14 protein-coding genes are annotated in these 17,064 nt (G+C 69.4%); 9 read left to right on the forward strand and 5 right to left on the reverse strand.

Features of this window, described 5'->3' with window-relative positions; translation table 11 throughout:
• Positions 1-46 precede the first annotated feature (46 nt).
• The 5 genes from TsocGM_RS10945 (at position 47) to TsocGM_RS10965 (ending at position 5,399) form a co-directional block, all read left to right on the forward strand.
• Complete coding sequence (locus tag TsocGM_RS10945) at positions 47-475, forward strand: DUF962 domain-containing protein (RefSeq protein WP_233578740.1); 429 nt, start codon at positions 47-49, stop codon at positions 473-475.
• Between the two features lie 274 nt (positions 476-749).
• Complete coding sequence (gene metG, locus TsocGM_RS10950; protein ID WP_126725406.1) at positions 750-1,082, forward strand: methionine--tRNA ligase subunit beta; 333 nt, start codon at positions 750-752, stop codon at positions 1,080-1,082.
• A gap of 51 nt (positions 1,083-1,133) precedes the next feature.
• Positions 1,134-1,880 (forward strand): alpha/beta hydrolase, encoded by a 747-nt coding sequence (locus TsocGM_RS10955; protein ID WP_126725407.1) that lies wholly within the window; start codon positions 1,134-1,136, stop codon positions 1,878-1,880.
• A 60-nt stretch (positions 1,881-1,940) separates the two neighbouring features.
• Positions 1,941-3,647, forward strand: coding sequence for a DNA repair protein RecN (gene recN, locus TsocGM_RS10960; protein WP_126725408.1), 1,707 nt, complete (start codon positions 1,941-1,943; stop codon positions 3,645-3,647).
• 33 nt (positions 3,648-3,680) lie between these two features.
• Complete coding sequence (locus TsocGM_RS10965; protein WP_126725409.1) at positions 3,681-5,399, forward strand: hypothetical protein; 1,719 nt, start codon at positions 3,681-3,683, stop codon at positions 5,397-5,399.
• A gap of 105 nt (positions 5,400-5,504) precedes the next feature.
• Here TsocGM_RS10965 and TsocGM_RS10970 read toward each other — a convergent pair whose 3' ends face one another.
• Entirely contained in the window at positions 5,505-6,890 is a 1,386-nt protein-coding gene (locus TsocGM_RS10970) for an MBL fold metallo-hydrolase (RefSeq protein WP_126725410.1), read from the reverse strand.
• Between the two features lie 270 nt (positions 6,891-7,160).
• On the opposite strand from TsocGM_RS10970, the gene TsocGM_RS10975 reads away from it, so the two are divergent.
• Both TsocGM_RS10975 and TsocGM_RS27620 read left to right on the forward strand, forming a co-directional pair.
• Entirely contained in the window at positions 7,161-7,700 is a 540-nt protein-coding gene (locus TsocGM_RS10975; RefSeq protein ID WP_126725411.1) for a hypothetical protein, read from the forward strand.
• Between the two features lie 157 nt (positions 7,701-7,857).
• Entirely contained in the window at positions 7,858-8,673 is an 816-nt protein-coding gene (locus TsocGM_RS27620; RefSeq protein ID WP_158633495.1) for an Ldh family oxidoreductase, read from the forward strand.
• Between the two features lie 52 nt (positions 8,674-8,725).
• Here TsocGM_RS27620 and TsocGM_RS10985 read toward each other — a convergent pair whose 3' ends face one another.
• Entirely contained in the window at positions 8,726-9,175 is a 450-nt protein-coding gene (locus TsocGM_RS10985) for an ACT domain-containing protein (protein ID WP_126725413.1), read from the reverse strand.
• 241 nt (positions 9,176-9,416) lie between these two features.
• The gene (locus tag TsocGM_RS10990) at positions 9,417-11,858 is read right to left on the reverse strand and encodes a hypothetical protein (protein ID WP_126725414.1); all 2,442 of its coding nucleotides are present in this window, start codon (positions 11,856-11,858) and stop codon (positions 9,417-9,419) included.
• A gap of 238 nt (positions 11,859-12,096) precedes the next feature.
• Here TsocGM_RS10990 and rsgA point away from each other — a divergent pair, with 238 nt between their 5' ends.
• Positions 12,097-13,248, forward strand: coding sequence for a ribosome small subunit-dependent GTPase A (rsgA, locus tag TsocGM_RS10995; RefSeq protein ID WP_126725415.1), 1,152 nt, complete (start codon positions 12,097-12,099; stop codon positions 13,246-13,248).
• 10 nt (positions 13,249-13,258) lie between these two features.
• Here rsgA and TsocGM_RS11000 read toward each other — a convergent pair whose 3' ends face one another.
• Entirely contained in the window at positions 13,259-14,257 is a 999-nt protein-coding gene (locus TsocGM_RS11000; RefSeq protein ID WP_126725416.1) for a sugar phosphate isomerase/epimerase family protein, read from the reverse strand.
• A 742-nt stretch (positions 14,258-14,999) separates the two neighbouring features.
• On the opposite strand from TsocGM_RS11000, the gene TsocGM_RS11005 reads away from it, so the two are divergent.
• Positions 15,000-16,289: a Gfo/Idh/MocA family protein gene (locus tag TsocGM_RS11005; RefSeq protein WP_126725417.1), complete on the forward strand. Its 1,290-nt coding sequence runs from the start codon at positions 15,000-15,002 to the stop codon at positions 16,287-16,289.
• A 156-nt stretch (positions 16,290-16,445) separates the two neighbouring features.
• Here the strand turns inward: TsocGM_RS11005 and TsocGM_RS27000 are convergent, their stop codons facing one another.
• The gene (locus tag TsocGM_RS27000; RefSeq protein WP_126725418.1) at positions 16,446-16,766 is read right to left on the reverse strand and encodes an RNA recognition motif domain-containing protein; all 321 of its coding nucleotides are present in this window, start codon (positions 16,764-16,766) and stop codon (positions 16,446-16,448) included.
• Positions 16,767-17,064: the final 298 nt, after the last annotated feature.

Here is a 17,064-nt window from a genome sequence, read left to right on the forward strand (position 1 = left end):
TTCCCCTCTGCTGGCCGCCCGCTCGATCGGGCGAGGAGTACCGCCGATGCCCTCGCTGATGCCCTCGGCCTCCGGCTCCCCCTGGCTCTCCGAGTTCGTGGCGAAGTATCGCCGCGACCACTCGCACCCGGTCAACCACGTGCTGCACGTCGGTGTCGGCTGGCCGATGGTGGCGGCGGCCCTGCTGCTGCTGCCGTTCCGGCCGCTCTGGTCGCTGGGGCTGTTCCTGGGGGGCTACGCCTTCATGTTCTCCGGGCACTTCCTGTTCGAGCGCAACCTGCCGACGATCCTCTCCCGGCCGAGCACGCCGTTCGTGATCGCCTGGGCGGTGGTCCGGGACCTCGCCCGGGGCCTGGGCCGGCTGGCCTCGCCTCGCCGGGGGAACGAGCAGGGGAGGGGACCAGGATCGCTTCCCCGCCACGATCCGATCCGATCCGATTCGATCCGATTCGATCCGGAACGGGCGGCGCAATGACCCGAGCGCCGAGGGCGATCGCCTGGCCTCGATCGGCCGGCGTGCCGAGCGCGGAGGCAGGGGCCGGAGGACGGGCCGGGGGACCGAATCGGTCCCTCGGCCGTGGCGGAAAATTGTGAACGCCAGTTCAGACCGATGGCTTGACGGGCCGATCAACGGGGCGATAGGATGACCGGCCGAGGGGTGCGGAGTTCGTGCCCCGACCGAGGACCCAGCCGAATCGGGGAGGCGGGCCGGCCCGGTCCCGCTTGACCCGGAGCCTATCGAGTCGACGATGGCCGATCCGATTTCCTACGACGACTTCGCCAAGATCGAGTTGCGCGTGGCCAAGGTGCTGGAGGCGCGCCCGCATCCGAACGCCGACAAGCTGCTGCTCTTGCAGGTGGACGTGGGAGACGAGACGAAGCAGATCGTCGCCGGCATCCGCCCGCACTACCAGCCGGAGGAGCTGGTCGGGAAGCTGATCGTGGTGGTGAACAACCTGGCGCCGGCGATGCTGCGCGGCGAGGCGTCCAACGGCATGTTGCTGGCGGCCAGCTCGGGCGATAAGGTCATCCTGCTGTCCCCGAGCGACCCGGACTGCGCCCCCGGCTCAAGGGTGAAGTGACGCCTCCGGAGCGTGTCGCTCGCGACCCCGACCGCCGACGGAGGCCGTCCCATGGCGTTCGCCACGATTCACTCCTTCAGCAAGGCCCTGCGCAAGGCGTCCTCGTTCAACGTCGTCTTTCCCGAAGACGAGGAGACGCCCCGCCCTTGGTCGGTGTTCTACCTGCTGCACGGGCTTTCGGACGACCATTCGATCTGGATGCGTCGGACGAGCATCGAGCGATACGTCGCCGGCCTGCCGCTGGTGGTGGTCATGCCCGACGGCGGTCGGGGATGGTACACGAACGCGGTCGAGGGGGCGGCCTACGAGGATGACGTGCTCGAGGTGGTTGGGTTGATCGACCGGACGTTCCCGGTGAAGGCCGAGCGCGCGGGACGGGCGATTGGCGGCCTCTCGATGGGAGGCTATGGGGCGGTCAAGATCGGGGTGAAGCATCACGATCGGTTCGCCAGCGTCACCTCGCACTCCGGCGCGGTGGGATTCGTCCACGGCCTCGGCGAAGGGAGGGAGCGAAGCCCGGAGTTCAGCCGGATCTTCGGGGAGGATCCCTCCAACGGGGATGAGGACCCGTTCGCCCTGGTCGAGCGGATTGACCACGGGATTCTGCCGAAGCTCCGGCTCGACTGCGGCACCGACGACTTCCTCCTCGACCAGAATCGGGCCTTCCACGAGCACCTGAACGCGTTGCGGATTCCGCATGAGTACGAGGAGTTCCCCGGCGGCCACGACTGGGCGTACTGGGACGCCCACGTGCGGGAGGCCGTCGACTTCCACGCCCGGAACCTGGGGCTGCGCTAGGCGATCGCCCCGTTGGGAGGGCCGGGCTCGGGTGGTGAGGACAACCGGAGGTCGCTCGCCGTGCTCCGAGAACTGTCGGTGCAGAACCTGGCGCTGATCGAGGACGCCCGGGTCGAGCTTCGGGGCGGCTACTGTGCCTGGACCGGCGAGACCGGGGCGGGCAAGAGCCTGCTGCTGACGGCCTTGGGGCTGGTGCTCGGCGGCAAGGCGTCGCTGGAGCTGGTCCGATCCGGCAAGGAGGAAGCCCGCGCCGCCGCCGTCTTCGACCTCTCGGCCGACGCGGAGCTGCGCGAGGAGGTCGAGGCGATCCTCGGCGGCCCGATCGACGACGACCAGTTGATCCTCACCCGCCGGATCGGCTCGAACGGCCGGAGCGTCGCGCACGCCAACGGACTGCCGGTGCCGGTGGCGACGCTCCGGAGGCTGGCCCCGCGGCTGATCGACGTGCACGGCCAGCACGAGACGAGAACGCTGCTGGACCCCGACCGGCAGCGGGCCCTGCTCGACGCGTATGGCGGGCTGGAGGCGGTCGTCGCCTCGTATCGGGAGGCCCGGGCGGCCCACGACTCGCTCCGAAGAACGCGGCTGGCCCTCATCGAGGCGGCCGAGCGGCGCCGTCGCGAGCGCGACCTCCTGGCCTTCGAGCGCGACGAGCTGTCGGCCGCCGACCCAAAGCCGGGGGAATACGAGGAGCTGAGTCGAGAAGCGAAGCGGCTGGCGGGCTCGGAGGCGATCCGGGAGGCGGCCGCCGAGGGGTACGCGCTGCTCTACGATGCGGAGCGGTCGGCCCAGGCCCTGCTGGGCAAGGTCTCCCGCCGGCTGGAGCCGCTGGCCGATGCGGTCCCGGAGCTGGGAGCGGCCTCGGCGACGCTCTCCCGCCTGGCGGACGAGGCGAGAGAGATCGCCTACACCCTTCGGGACCTCGCCGAGGAGACCGGGGACGACCCGAAGCGGCTCGATCGGCTCGAATCGAGGCTGGCGCTCTATCGAAAGCTCAGCCAGCGGTTCCGGTGCGAGCCCGACGGGCTGGCCGCTCGGCTGGAGGAGGTGGAGGACCAGCTCGCGGCGATCGAGCGCGACGACGCCGATCTCCAACAGCTCGACGCCCCGCTGTCGCAGGCCTGGGAGGCCCTGAAGGTGGCCGCCCGGGAGCTGTCGGACGCCCGACGGAGAACCTGCAAGGCATTCGCCAGGGCGGTGCAGGCCCACCTGAAGGACCTGAACCTGGGAGACGCCCGGCTGGCGGTCCAGCTCGAGCCGGAACCGATGGGAGACGACCCGACCGCCTGCCCCCCGCCGGAGTCGGGAGCCGACCGGATCGAGATCCTGTTTGCCCCGAATCCCGGGGAGCCGATCCGGCCGCTACGGAAGATCGCCTCCGGCGGCGAGCTGTCTCGGCTCACCCTGGCGATCAAGACGGTGCTGGCGGGGGTCGACCGGGTGCCAACGCTGGTCTTCGACGAGATCGACACCGGGGTCGGCGGCCGACTGGGGGCGGTGCTGGGAAAGAAGCTGGCGGCGCTGGCGGAGCACCATCAGGTGATCTGCGTCACGCACCTGCCTCAGATGGCCAGCTTCGCCTCGCACCAGTGGGTCATCCGCAAGCGAACGAGCAAGGGCAGGACCCGGACGACGATCGAGGAACTCGTGGCCGACGATCGGGTCGACGAGCTGGCCGCGATGCTCCGAGGAGACTCGGCCGCCGAGTCGACCAGGCAGGAGGCGATCGCGATGCTCTCCGAGGCCCAGGCGGCGGGGGCTCGCTGATCGATGTCCGATCCGTCTCCCCCCGATCGGCCGATGCCTCTCCCCGATCCCGAGCCGGGGGCGTCCTGGTTCTGCGGAAGCTCCTGGCTGGCGATGACGGTCGCGGCGGTGTGGCTGATCGCCCGGTTCGGCCCGGAAGTGCCGCTCTACGACGATTTCGCGATCGTGCCGGCGTTGGTGGGGAACCAGGAGGTCTCGCTCGGATACTTGTGGTCGATGCATAACGAGCATCGACTCCCCTTGCCGAGGCTGGTCCTCCTGCTCGCTTATCCCGCCGCGGGTTATGACTTTCGGGCGGGGATGTTCGGCACGGTGGCGTGCCTGTCGGCCTCCTCGGCGCTGCTGATCGGGGCCTCGAGGAGGTTCCGGGGCGGATCGAGCTATGCCGACGCGGTGTTCCCGATCGCCTTGCTGCACTTCGGGCACTTCAACAACCTGCTCTGGAGCTGGCAGATCCAGTTCGGCCTCTCGACGATGCTGGGGCTCTGGGCCGCCGCCCTGCTCGCCGGGAACCGAGGGCGGGTTGGCCCTGGAACCCTGGTGACGCTGGGTGTCCTGCTGGCGATGCTTCCCCTGTGCGGGGCCAACGGCCTGGCCATGGTGCCCCCGCTGGCCGCCTGGCTGGTGGGTGTCGGGATCGCCCGGCTCCGGAAGAAGGCGTCGGGAGGCTGGGGAGCGATCGCCGCCTCGGTTCCTGGAGTGGCACTGACGGCCTTCTACTTCGTGAATTACGACCGGCCGCGGCAGATCGACCGGGCGTCGAGCCTGGGGGCGGTCGTGAGGACCGGGGTCCAGTTTCTCTCGATCGGACTGGGGCCGACCGCAGGGGAAGGCTGGCGGATCGCAGGGGGCCTGGTGCTCCTCCTGGCGATCGCGACGGCGGCGATGCTCGTCGCGGTGAGCTGGCGGAAGGCGGGGGACCGGGCCTCGGCGCTGGGGCTCCTGGCCGTCCTGGTGGGGTTCGGCCTGCTCTGCCTGGGCCTGGCCTGGGGGAGGGCGGGGGGGAACGATCGGTCGGGACTGGAGCCGAGGTACGTCACCCTCTCAGCGCCGATTCCGATTCTGGCGGCGCTGGCGTGGGCTCGGTTCGGGTCCGACACGGGTCGTCGGCTCGTTCCGATGACGATCCTGTCGGCCTTGCTCCTGCTGCTCTGGCCGAACTCGCGGTCTGGGCTGGATCAGGCTCGAGCGCGGAAGGCGAACTCCGACACCGTGCTCGCCGAGATCCGGTCGGGGGTGCCCCCCTTCGTGCTGGCGGCTCGCCATTCCGGCTTCCTGCACTCGTCGCATGACGAGCTGGCGACGGCGCTGCCGATGCTCGGAGCGGCGAGACTCGGCGTGTTCCGGGATCTGAAGCCCGATCCGCCGATGCGGGAGATCCCGATCACCTCAGCCCCCGATTCGATGGTTCTGGCGCGCTGGGAGCCGAAGTCGCGCACGATCGAGGCGACCGGAGTGGATCCCTGGGCGACCTTCACCCTGCCGGAGCGGACCTGGGTGGCGGGGATCCGGATCCGGTACGATCACGAGAACGGGTCGGAGACGTCGGCACGGTTCAAGCTGGGCTGGAGGAGGTCGGATCAGTCCGGGTTCCCGACGGACCAACAGTACGATCGCTGGACCCTGCCGACCGGGAAGGACCGGAGCCTGGTGGTGTGGATCGCCGGGGCGATCGATGCGATCCGGATCCAGCCCGACAACAGGCCGAGCCGGTTCCGGGTCAAGGAGATGAGCCTTCTCGTGCCGGAGTGAGGCGGGGAGATTGCCGCGGAATGGGTGGATGGCACCGGTAGGATCGACCGAGGGCGCCGGGACGGACGGCCGATTGGGGGAGCGAGGGGGAGGAGCCAGGGAAGATCAGACGTCGAATCCCTGGCCTTTCTCGGGGATGATGACCGGGCTCTGCACGTGGGACTGGAGCAGCGGGGCGAGGGCCTCCATGCTCTCGGGCTCGCCGTGGACGAGGAAGGCGGATTCGATGCCGCCGCCGGTCTGCTCGTACCACCAGGCGAAATCGTTGCGGTCGGCGTGGCCGGAGAATCCGTCGAGGACGTAGACGGCGCAGTTGAGGTCGTGCCAGCGGTCCATGATTTGGATGCGCTCGACCCCCTCGGCGATCTGGCGGCCGAGGGTATTCTCGGCCTGGTAGCTGACGATGACGACGGCGTTGTCCGGGTCCTCGACGGCGTGGCGGAGGTGGTGGCGGATGCGGCCGGCCTCGCACATGCCGCTGGAGGCGATGATGACGAGAGGACCATGCAGGTAGTTCAGGCGGCGGGAGTCGTCCCAGGTGGGGCAGAAGTGGACGTCGGGGGAGTTGAAGAAGCCCCCTTCGGAGTCGAGCAGCCGGCGGGACTCCTCGGTATAGGCGGAAGGGTGATCGCGGTGGACCTCGGTCAGTCGGGTGGCCAGCGGGCTGTCGACGTAGATGGGGATGGGCTTCACACGGTGCTGGTGGAAGAGCTCCAGCAGGCTGTAGATCATCCGCTGGGTGCGGCCGAGGCTGAAGGCCGGGATGATGATCTTGCTCTGCAGCCGGATGGCTCGGAGGACGATGGCGTGGAGCTGCTTGAGCAGGGTGTCGTAGGTGTCGAGCTGCTTGGCGCCGTAGGTGCTCTCAGAGACGAGGACGTCAATCTCCTTGACGACCGTGGGGTTGGAGAGCATCCCCATGTCGCGACGGCCGAGGTCGCCGGTGAAGAGGAAGCGGCGGCGGGCGTCGTGTTCCTTGAAGTCGAGCTGGACCATCGCCGAGCCGAGGATATGGCCGGCGTCGTGATAGGTGAGGGTGATGCCGGGGAGGATCTCGGTCGGGCGTTCGTAGGGGAGGCGGACGAGGCGCTCGATCACCCACTCGACGTCGGTGAGCTCGAACAGGGGGTCCAGCGGTTCGGCGTCGGGGTTGCGGAGCTGGGCGTTCCGGGCGTCCTCGCGCTGGATGCGGGCGCTGTCCCGGAGCATGATGTTGAGGATGTCGGCCGTGGGGGGGGTGACGTAGATTGGCCCGGTGTAGCCGGCCTTCACGAGCACGGGGAGGCGGCCGATGTGGTCGTTGTGCGCGTGCGAGACGATCACCGCGTCGAGGGAAGCCGGATCGAAGTCGAAGCGGCGATTCGGGCTGTCGGGGTTGAAGCGGTCGCTCTCGAAGAGGCCGCAGTCGAGCAGGACTCGCTTGGAGCCGATCTCAACCAAGTGGGCGCTCCCAGTGACTTGCTTGGTCGCGCCATGGAACGTGATACGCAAACGACCCTCCTCCCCCCGCCGATGCGACGATTCTCGGAGCAACCCCCCCTCGCCGTCTGCGGAGGATGCCGGCTCTCTTCTATAAAATTCCATCTTGCCATGCTTCGCCCGTCCCTTCAAGGCGACACAGCGGGATGGGGGGTGAATGTTCGCTTGTCCGGTATCCGGGATTGGCGTAGAATTTGCTTGAAGGGCGATCTCATTTCTTCTCTTCGCATCGCCCGGCCTCCCGAGGTCCTCGTTTCCGTCCAGGGTGAGGAGCGCCCAACCATGACGAGAGACGTGCCCGAGCGTCATCCACTGAACCGCCTGTTCTGGGGGATCACGGAGAACACGTTCCAGACTGAATTAGGGATCGCCGACCCGAGACTGGTGGACTACGTGGCCGGGCTGCTCACCCGGTTCGTGCCCTCGCAAGCGATTTACAAGCTGCGGGACGCCGAGGGGAAGCAAGTTTCCGAGGTGACGGCGATGGTCGCGCAGGCCGAGTCGTCAGCCGACGAGGAGCGCCGACGCGAGTGTCACCGGCACATCGGCGACTTCACCCTGTTCTGGACCGGAGTGTACCCCGAGGCCCTGCCGAAGCTTCGGGCGGCGATGTCGGCCGACCACCTGATCGACTTCCAGGAGCAGGGAAAGCGATCGTATTATCTCGCCAGCACTTACAGCGGGGACGAGGCTCCCGTCCTGCGCCGCCTGAGCGTGGAGTTCGAGCTCTGCGCGTTCGGGCTCTCGCTTGTCCGGCAGGAATGGGAACGGGAGCGGGCCGAGGGGGCCTCGGGGCAACTGGGCCTGATCCTCGGATCTTGATCGGATTGCCTCCGGCTCCCCCTCGGCGATTCTCGGGAGAACCTCGACCCACCGGGGCCGGGTCGGTTCGGCGTTGCGCTCCGCCCGGTTGATACGGTAAACTCGGGATGTCCGGCAAGATCCGAGCGGTCCCCGCCTGCCCCGGAGCGTCCTGATCGTGAGCCAATCCCACCGCTATCGCCCCGAGGAGTTGCGCCGACTGGCCACCGACTTGCTCTCCCGAGCCGGCCTGGCCCGGGAGCGGGCCTCGGCGATGGCCCGATTGCTGCTCTGGTATGATGCAGTCGCTGCCCACGAGTTCGGCATCGCCTCGCTCGTGACCTGGCTCGCTCGGCTGGAGCGGGGAGAATTCGACGCCAATCAAGAGGGGAGGGTGGGGCCGGAGCACGCCTCGACGGCCGTGCTGGAGTCGAAGCGGGGGCTGCCCCCCCTGGTTCTGGCCCGGGCGGCGGTGATCGCCTCCCAGAAGGCGAGGGACGTGGGGGTGGGGATGGTTCGGGTGGTGGGATTGCCCGAGGAGCTCGGCCCGGCGGCGGCGATCGCGGCGGACCTGGCGATCGGGCCGTATGCCGGCGCGGTGCTGGGTCCCGGCTCGGCACAGGCGGCGGCGGTGCCCTCGGCCGAGGGGGTGCCGGTCGTCTACGATTCGACCCTGGGCGCGGGGGAGGAGGGGGGCCCCCCGGAGGGGGCGATCGATCGCCTGGCTCCCTGGGCGTTGCTGGCCGGAGGAGAAGACGTGCTCGTGGTGGCGGTGGCGGTGGCGGCGTTCGAGTCGCTGGTCTCCTTCCACCGCCGAGTGGCCAGCGCGATCGCCGGGAAGGGGGAGCGTCCGGGCTGGATCTTCCCGGAACTCTGGCAGGCCCGTCGCGAGGCGATCCAGCACGCCGGGATCCCGCTGGCCGCCGACACCCTCCGGGCCATTCGGGAACGGGCCGACTCGGCCGGGGTCGCCTTCCCGGGGCCGGTCGGCTGAGGGGGCGACCCGGGTCGAACCGCCCGGATCGCCCGGATCGCCGAGCGGGGCCTCAGCGCGAGTGCAGGGGGCGGCGACCGCTGTCCCGGTCGGAAACCGTGCTCGGGCCGGAGGCGTGGGAAAGCACCTGGATCGCCTTCTTGGCGTTGTCGACCTGGAAGATGCCCAGCGCCTTGCCGGGGCCGCTGGCCGAGGTGTAGGCATACTCGACGTTGATATGTTCGTCGGCGAAGCGCTGGAGCAGTCGGGCGAGGGCGCCGGGCTTGTTGTCCAGCTCCTCGGAGAGCACCTCGGAGAAGTCGGCCTCAACGCCGAGCGAGGTGAGCACTTGCCGAGCCGATTCAACCGGTTCGGCGATCATTCGGAGGACGCTGCGCTCTCCCGAGTCCATCACCGAGAGGGCTCGGATGTTGATCTTCTCCTGGGCCATCGCGGCGCAGATCTTGGCCAGCCGCCCGGGCTTGTTTTCCAGTCGGGCGGTGACTTCGGTGACGAACGGCATCTGACGCCTCCCGTCGCGGGTGTGCGACCGATTGAGAATCGGAGGACGTGGTAAGGAACGGGCTCGGCCGGGTCGCCGGGGAGGCTTGCGCCGATCCGCCGGCGGAGGAAACCGGTCGACCGGCCGGCTCGCGAGCGTCGCGAGGGGCCGGCGTTCCGGCGGGGAGGCCGAGCGGAGGGGAGGCCGGGGGGAGGGCGCCGGCAGGCGCCATCCCCGGCGCTCCCCGGAGACGGTGCTCGGTTCAGTTCCCTCGACGGGGAGCGCCGGGGCCGGAAGGCGCCCCCATCGGCATGGGAATGGGCATGGGCATCGAGAGGCCGGTGCCGATCCCGGAGAGCCCCCACAGGGCGGGGAAGGGCTCCCGGGCCTCGAGGCGGATCCCGGAGTCGTCGACGGAGACGCTGTAGATCGCCGGGGAGAGGAAGGCCCGGAGGGCGTCAGTCGAGGGGATCAGCTCCGAGGAGATCCGGATCTGGGGGGGGGGCTGGTTCTGGGGGCCTCCCCGACCGGGAGGGGCCATGCCGGGCCCTCCGGAAGAGACGGCCATCGCGCCCTGGGGCCCGTATCCTGGCTGGCCCTGGAACTCATCCGGGGAGCGGGAGCCGACTCCCGAGCCCCCGAATTCGCCGGGACGCCCGCCGGGCCGGGGAGCGTCGAACGCCCGTTCTCCGCCGGGGCCGCCGGGACCGCGGGGGGGAGGGCCCGCCGGATCGCCGGGAGCGGGGAGCTGGGATCGGGCGGCGGCCAGAGCGATCGCCTGGTTCAGCGCGTCGGGAAGGGCGGCGATGGCGGCGGGGAAGGACTCGCTCGGCTCGTTGACGAAGAGCATTGTCACGTCAACGGGGAGCCGGCTGGCCAGATCGCCGGGGGCGGTCCAACGCTCGGAGTCGTCGGCCGATTCGAGCTCCCGGCACTGCCGGGCGGCGACCGGGTTGGAGGCGAGGATCAGGTACCCCTTGCCGAGGGTGATCGTGGGCTGGTACCCGGTCAGGCCGTAGAGTCCCTCGGGGAGCTTGAGGAGGTAGGTCCGCGGCTCGGCCAGGGTGAGAGAGAACTTCGGGGGCTCGGGCTCGTCGGGGGCTCGGCGGTTGCCGCGCTGGCCCCCCTGGGGCTCCCGAGGCTCCTCGGGGGGGGGAGGAGGCGGAAGCAGGGCCGCGAGCTGATCGTTCACGGCCAGGATCAGGGCGTCGAGCTTCGGCTTGAAGGCCTCGGCGTCCTTGACCTCGATGGCGACGACGAACTGCGGCAGGCCGAGGCCCCCGAGCGCGTTCAAGACACCGGAGAGCGGGTTGTTCCCCGAGGGCCGGGAGGGAGGAGTCGGAAGGGTGTAGGTCGCGATCTTTGGGCCGAGCTCCGAGAGCAGCTCGGTCTTCAGGTCGAAGCGGGCCCGGTTCTGGACGGCCTGCTCGAAGTCCCGCAGCGGGCCGGCGATCTGAGGACCGGCCTGGGCGGCCATCGCCTCGATCGCGCCGAGTAACCCGGCGAGGTCGACCGAGAGGACCGAAAGGCCGGACATCTCCCGAGGGATCGGAGGCAATTCACCGAGAGGGATGCGGGACTGGTCGAGGAGGGTCATCAGCCCTTGCCTGGGGGCGGGGGCGGCCAGTCGGACGACGCTGAGGGATTCCTCGCCGTCGAATCCCCAGCGGAAGTCCACCCGGCTCAGGCCGTTCTCGCGAGCGAAGGCCTGCTCCTGGGCCGAGGCTCCGGGGCGGTCGAGGCGGTAGGAGCCGAAGGCGAGAGGCTGGAAGGAGCCTTCGGCGGCCATGAGTTCCTGGCGGATGGGGTCGTCCACCGCGTTCAGTTCCTGGCCGTCGAGGGCGGCCATGACGGCGTCGGCGCCGTCGGAGCCGTTGAAGATGAGGACGAGGTCGTCCCCCTCGATCCACCAGGCCCAGTCGGCCTCGCCGTCGCTGGCGAAGGAGGGGAGGCCCATCTTCACGAGTTGTCGGGAGCCCCCCTTCGCCTCGACCTGGGGCTTGGTCCCCGGCGTGGCGATGGTGCCGATGAGCTTGCCGAAGAGGCCGCGGACCTCTCGGTGGGCGGCGTTGCGCAGGACGAGGACGGCGAACCGGGACTGCCGCTCGGCGTCGGCGGGGGAGGCGAGGACGAAGCCGTGTCGGGCGACGTGCTCGGCGACGGCGACGACCTCGGGCCCGGTCATGACGCCGGCCGGGGCGTCGGGGGCGGCCTCGATGAACTGGGCGAGGACCGATCGGATCATCTCGCCGAGGCTCGTCTCATTAAGGAGGCCGTGGGCCGCCGATTTTCGCCAGGCGTCGGGGCTGGCGAAGAGTCCGGGGAATTCGAGATACAGTCCGGCCGCCGAGGCGGGAACGTATCGGGCGAGGGGGGAAGTGTCGGTGGGGACGGCATCCAGGTTGGCCGCCGGCGAAGGCTCGGGGGAGGGGCCCTGGTCGCCGGGAGGCCCTCCCCGTTGGCCGCCGGGTCCCCCCGGGTAGCCCCCGGGATAGCCTCCAGGGTAGCCTCCCGGAGCGCCCGGATACCCGCCCGGCTGGCCCTGGAACTGGCCGCCGGCCCCGGGGATCGGGGCCGCGGCGCCGCGGCCGCCCTCGTCGTCTCCCCGGCGCTGGGCCGCCGCGAGACTCGGCAACAGCAGCGGGACGAGCGTCGCGGCCAGGAGCGGGAAGACGCCTCGGGTTCGGCGGTATTCGCGTCGCACGGATCGGTCCTTTCGTCTCGATCGACCCCAGGGCCCGCCGCGTCGGATCGGGGTGCGCTCGGTGCGTCGCGGCGGGCGATCAACCGATCGCACAACCCGCATCGTATCCGTCGCGCCGAGGGTGCGCCAACAACCCGGAAGCGATTGACACCGGCTCGGTCCGGCCCATACCCTTCCCCCGGGGGAATCGCCTGACCGACACCCGAGGACCGCACCCAGAAGGGGGCCGCGCTCGACCGTGGCGAAGAAGAAGAAGGTCCGCGTCGCGTTCCGCAAGAACCGGCAGAATCGCACCCGAGCCAACGATCTGACCCGGCGCTTCGAGGAGGGGGACCTTCGCGGGGCCGATCCGGTCGCGGCCGAGCGCGTTCGAGCCAAGGGGGCCCTGTCCCGGCATCGGACGATCATCCAGGAGGTCGACGAAGGGGTCGAGCCGGACGAAGCCGACGATCCGATGGCCGCGCTGGCGGTCGATCTGTCGGAATGTGTGGCGGGTCGTGTGCTCCGGGTGCACGGGCTGGTGTCGGTGGTCGAGGCCCAGGACGGCCGGCGATTCCGGTGCGGCGTGCGTCGGGTGTTGAAGAACCTGGCGATCGACGGCCGGAACGTGGTGGCCGTCGGCGACCGCGTCTGGTTCCGGCCCGGCGGGGAGGATCAGGGGCTGATCGAGAAAGTCGAGCCCCGGTCGGGAACGGTCACCCGGGGCTATCGCAACCGGGAGCACGTGATCGTCTCGAACGTCGACCGGCTCCTGATCGTCTCGGCGTTCGTCGAGCCGGAATTGAAGCTGCCCCTGATCGACCGCTACCTGATCTCGGCTGAGAAGGGGGGGGTGACGCCAGTCGTGGTCCTGAACAAGGCCGACCTGGTGTCGCTGGCCGATTATCAGTGGGTCTTCGGCCTCTATGCCCAGCTTGGCTACGAGGTCATCCCCTGCTCGGCCAGCGACGGCCTGGGGATCGACCGGCTCCGGGAGGTGCTCTCCGAGGGGACGACCGCCCTGTCCGGTCAGAGCGGCGTGGGCAAGAGCTCGCTGCTTAACGCCGTGCAGCCGGGGCTCAACCTGAGGGTCGGCGAGGTCTCCTCCTGGACGCGCAAGGGGAAGCACACGACCACGTATGCGGAATTGCTCCGACTGGATTGCGGCGGCTACGTCGTCGACACGCCGGGGCTCCGCCAGTTCGAGCTCTGGGACGTCGAGCCCTGGGAGCTGGAGCTGTACTTCATCGAGTTCCGTCCCTACATCCCCCACTGCCGGTTCCCGGACTGCTCCCACATCCACGAGGCCGATTGCGCCGTCAAGGACGCCCTCGCCCGGGGCCTCATTCACGAAGGACGCTACGAGAGCTACCTGAAGCTCTACCACGAATCTCCCCTCGACGGGGACTGATCCGGAGTGATCAGCCTCCCCCCCGGCCGACGACCGACCGGAGGAAGGCGACCGAACGGGCGATCCAGTCCGCCGCCCGGTCGGGCCAGGGGACCTGCTCGACCTCCGCCAGCCCCGGCATCCGCCCCCGAACGATGCGCCGTTCCCCCTCGACCGCCAGGCGGACAACCGCCGCCAGGGACGATGGGCGCAACTCCGGGAAGGACGCGAGCCAGGAGGGGTCGAAGATCGGCAGATCGTAGGTCCTTGGGTGGAGCTCGATCGAGAGGTTCAGCCCCGGCCGTCGTCGGCGGAGGAGCTCGAGGATTTCGGCGACCGGGATGACCCCCGAGCCGACCGGTCTCGCCTGCCAGAGCAACCCCCGGGGCGAGAAGGCCAGGGCCGCATCCTTGGTGTGAGTCATCAGGACGAGCGGGGAGAGTCGATCGGCCGCCTCGATCGGATCATCGAGCCGCATCGGGAGGTTGCCGGTGTCGAGGGTCACGCCGAGCACGTCATCGCCGACGGCATCGACCAGAGCGAGCACCTCGTCGCAGGTCAGGTCGGCATGTGTCTCGATGGCGATGCGAAGGCCGAGATCCCGGAGGAGGGGACGTAGTGCGAGGAGCGTCCTCGAAGTCGCCTCGAGCTGCCGAGCCCAGGGCACGTCGATGCGGAAGCGGTCGTGCCGGTTCCCGACAACGGCGCGGGCATGGGTTGCCCCCAGGGCGGCCACGGCCTCCAGATGAGGGCGGAACCAGGAGGCGCGCTCCTCTGGGTCGATCGGGGCCCCCGGGGGGCTCATCCCGCCGAAGGGATTGGGGGAGGGAAGGCCGACCTCGACGTAGAGGCCCAGCCGATCGGCCCGCCGCCGGACGTCTCGGAGCCGATCCGGATCCAGATCGGGAGCGATCGCTGAGGGCTCGAGGAACTGGACGCCGTTGAGCCGGTTCGAGGAGGCGAAGTCAAGCGCCTCGAACGGCGACAATCCAAGGTGGCCGATCGTGTACAGGTCGAGCCCGATGCGCATCGCGACTCCTCCAGGAGAGGGACCAGCCTCAGACTGACGATCCCCAGCGTCCCGGACAAGGGGAGCGCGGGGCCATCCGGCGCGATCGGGGCGCCGGGCTCGATCGGCCCGCGGTCGGTCGATCGGCCCCGGCCGGACGATCAAGGCGGGGCGGAGACTGCTCGATGCGCCAAGAAATAGACTTGACGGTCGGGGCGAGCCGACGTATTTTGGCGACCACGACGACGCGAGGAACGCCAAGCACGCACCACGTCAGGTGCTCCGGAACCAACCCTTGCGGCATGGCGGCAGCGGTGACCACTCCCCCGGGGTTGTGCCGATCGTGGCCGGCCCCGATCCGATCGACTTTCCTCATCTTCAAAAAAGAGCATGGCGGAATCGGCCTGCAAGGACGCGCTGGCCGTTCTCGTCTTGCACCGCGTCGAGGTCGGGCGCTTGCTTTCGCCTGCGCCGGGCTCCGACGTCTCGATCACCCGACCGCGCGAAGATCGAGGCCCACAGGAGGTGGACCTCGCTCGTCGCGGCGGGATGATCACCCGTGTTTCGGCCTATTCCTGCGTTCTCTTGACCGTCTCTCGCCGCCGTGCCTGGCTTAATTCGTTGAGAGACGGTGTGCGAAGCAAGTCCGATGCTGGACTTCGCGAGGTTGTCGCTTTAGCCTGGCAGGCCGATCCTGCCCGCGCGCCGATTGGCTGCGAGCGGGCCGGGCGATTCGCCACTCGACGATCGGAGGGCAGCGACGATGACTGGATCGATCAACCGTCGGAACTTCCTGGGAGGCTCGGGAGCGGCCGTCGGATCCCTGGCCTTCACCGCCGCGACGGGTTGGGCCCAGGACCGGGCTCCCAGCCGTCGGGTCACGGTCGGCGTGATGGGCCTGAGCCGGGGCCGGGCGCTGGCCACCGGGTTCGCCCAGATGCCCGGGGTGACGGTCAAGTACTGCTGCGACGTCGACCTTGACCGCGCCGGCGCGGGGGCCGACGCCGTCCGCAAGGCCGGCGAGGACCAGAGCCCGGAGGCGATCCAGGACTTCCGCCGGATTCTCGACGACCCAGAGGTCGACGCCCTCGTCTGCGCCGCCCCGAATCACTGGCACGGCCCGGCGACGATTCTGGGATGCCAGGCGGGCAAGCATGTCTACGTCGAGAAGCCGGCCTGCCACAACCCGCACGAGGGGGAGCTGATGGTTGCCGCCGCCCGAAGGGCGAACAAGGCGGTGCAACTGGGCACTCAGCGGCGGAGCAGCCCCCAGATCATCGAGGCGGTCGCCGCCCTGGACGACGGCGCCATTGGCCGCGTCTATCATGCGCGGTCGTTTTACTTCAACCGGCGCGGCTCAATCGGCCACGCCGACCCGTCGGAGCCGCCGGCCAACCTCGACTACGAGCTCTGGCAAGGGCCGGCGCCGAGGAAGCCGTACAAGAGCAACGTCGTCCACTACAACTGGCACTGGTTCTGGCACTGGGGCAATGGCGAGCTGGGCAACAACGGCGTGCACGCGCTGGATCTGGTCCGCTGGGGCCTGAAGGTCGACTACCCGATCCACGTCGTCAGCACCGGGGGCCGCTTCGCCTTCGACGACGACCAGCAGACGCCCGACACCCACACCGTCTCCTTCGAGTTCCCCGGTCGGATTTCCGCCGACTGGCAGGGCCTCAGCTGCAACGGCAACGACCCCGGCCCCTTCGTCGTCTTCTACGGAACCGAAGGCGCCCTGGAGCTGTTCGGGAACGGTTCGTACACGATCCGGGACAACGCCGGCAAGCAGATCAAGTCGGTCCGGGGAATCCTCGGCGAGCCCGAGCACCTGGAGAACTTCGTGTCGGCGATCCGGAACGACACACCGCTCGACCTGAACGCCGAGATCGACAAGGGGGTCAAGAGCACGCTGCTCTGCCACCTGGGCAACATCGCGCAGCGCACGGGGCGCTCCCTGACGTGCGACGCCTCCAGCGGCCGGATCCTGGACGACGCCGAGGCGATGGCCCTCTGGAAGCGGGACTACGCCGAGGGTTGGGAGCCGAAAGTCTGAGCTGCTCGCCGGGCATCCTCTTGCCGGATCGATTCTGAGTTCGATCCCAACGCACGAGACCCCGCGTTCCGCTCCGAGGAGCGGAACGCGGGGTCGTCTCATGTCGCGAGTGATCGATGGAATCGCCCCGAGTTCGACCTGGGGCGAGGGGGGTGGTCAATAACGACGGCCGCCGCCGTAGCCACCACCGCCGCCGTAGCCGCCTCGGCCGCCGCCCCCAGTGCGGGGGGCCCGAGGCTTGGCTTCGTTAACGGTGAGGCGACGTCCGCCATACTCGTAGTCGTGCAGGCCGTCGATCGCCGCCTGGGCCTCGGACTCGGTGTCCATCTCGACAAAGCCGAAGCCCTTGCTGCGGCCGGTATCGCGGTCCTGAATGACCTGCGCGCTCTGGACCGAGCCAAAGTGGGAAAAGAGCGTCTCCAACGAGGCGTCGTCGACCTGGTAGCTCAGATTGCCGACGTACAGCTTCTTGCTCAACGAACCGCTCCGGATGGAGGGGGAATCGACCCCAAGGAAACGTCCCGGGTCGAGGGGGACGGGGCTCGCGTCGCTCGGAGCCCGCGGCGAGAGGGAGAGAGGAATGAGCGGGGGACGTGCTCTTCGAGAACGGGAGTCGCCTGCTCGATCATCCAACCAGCCGAGCTGATTGTACAGGAGATGTTCCCGCAAGGGAAGGGAAAAAATTTTCAAATTCACAACTTCGAGGAAGGGGCCCCCAGGCTTCGATCGGAGAGGAACCATTCGGTCTCGATGCGAGCGCCGCCACGATCCCCTC

It is taken from the genome of Tautonia sociabilis (genome assembly GCF_003977685.1).
Classification (GTDB): Bacteria; Planctomycetota; Planctomycetia; order Isosphaerales; family Isosphaeraceae; genus Tautonia; species Tautonia sociabilis.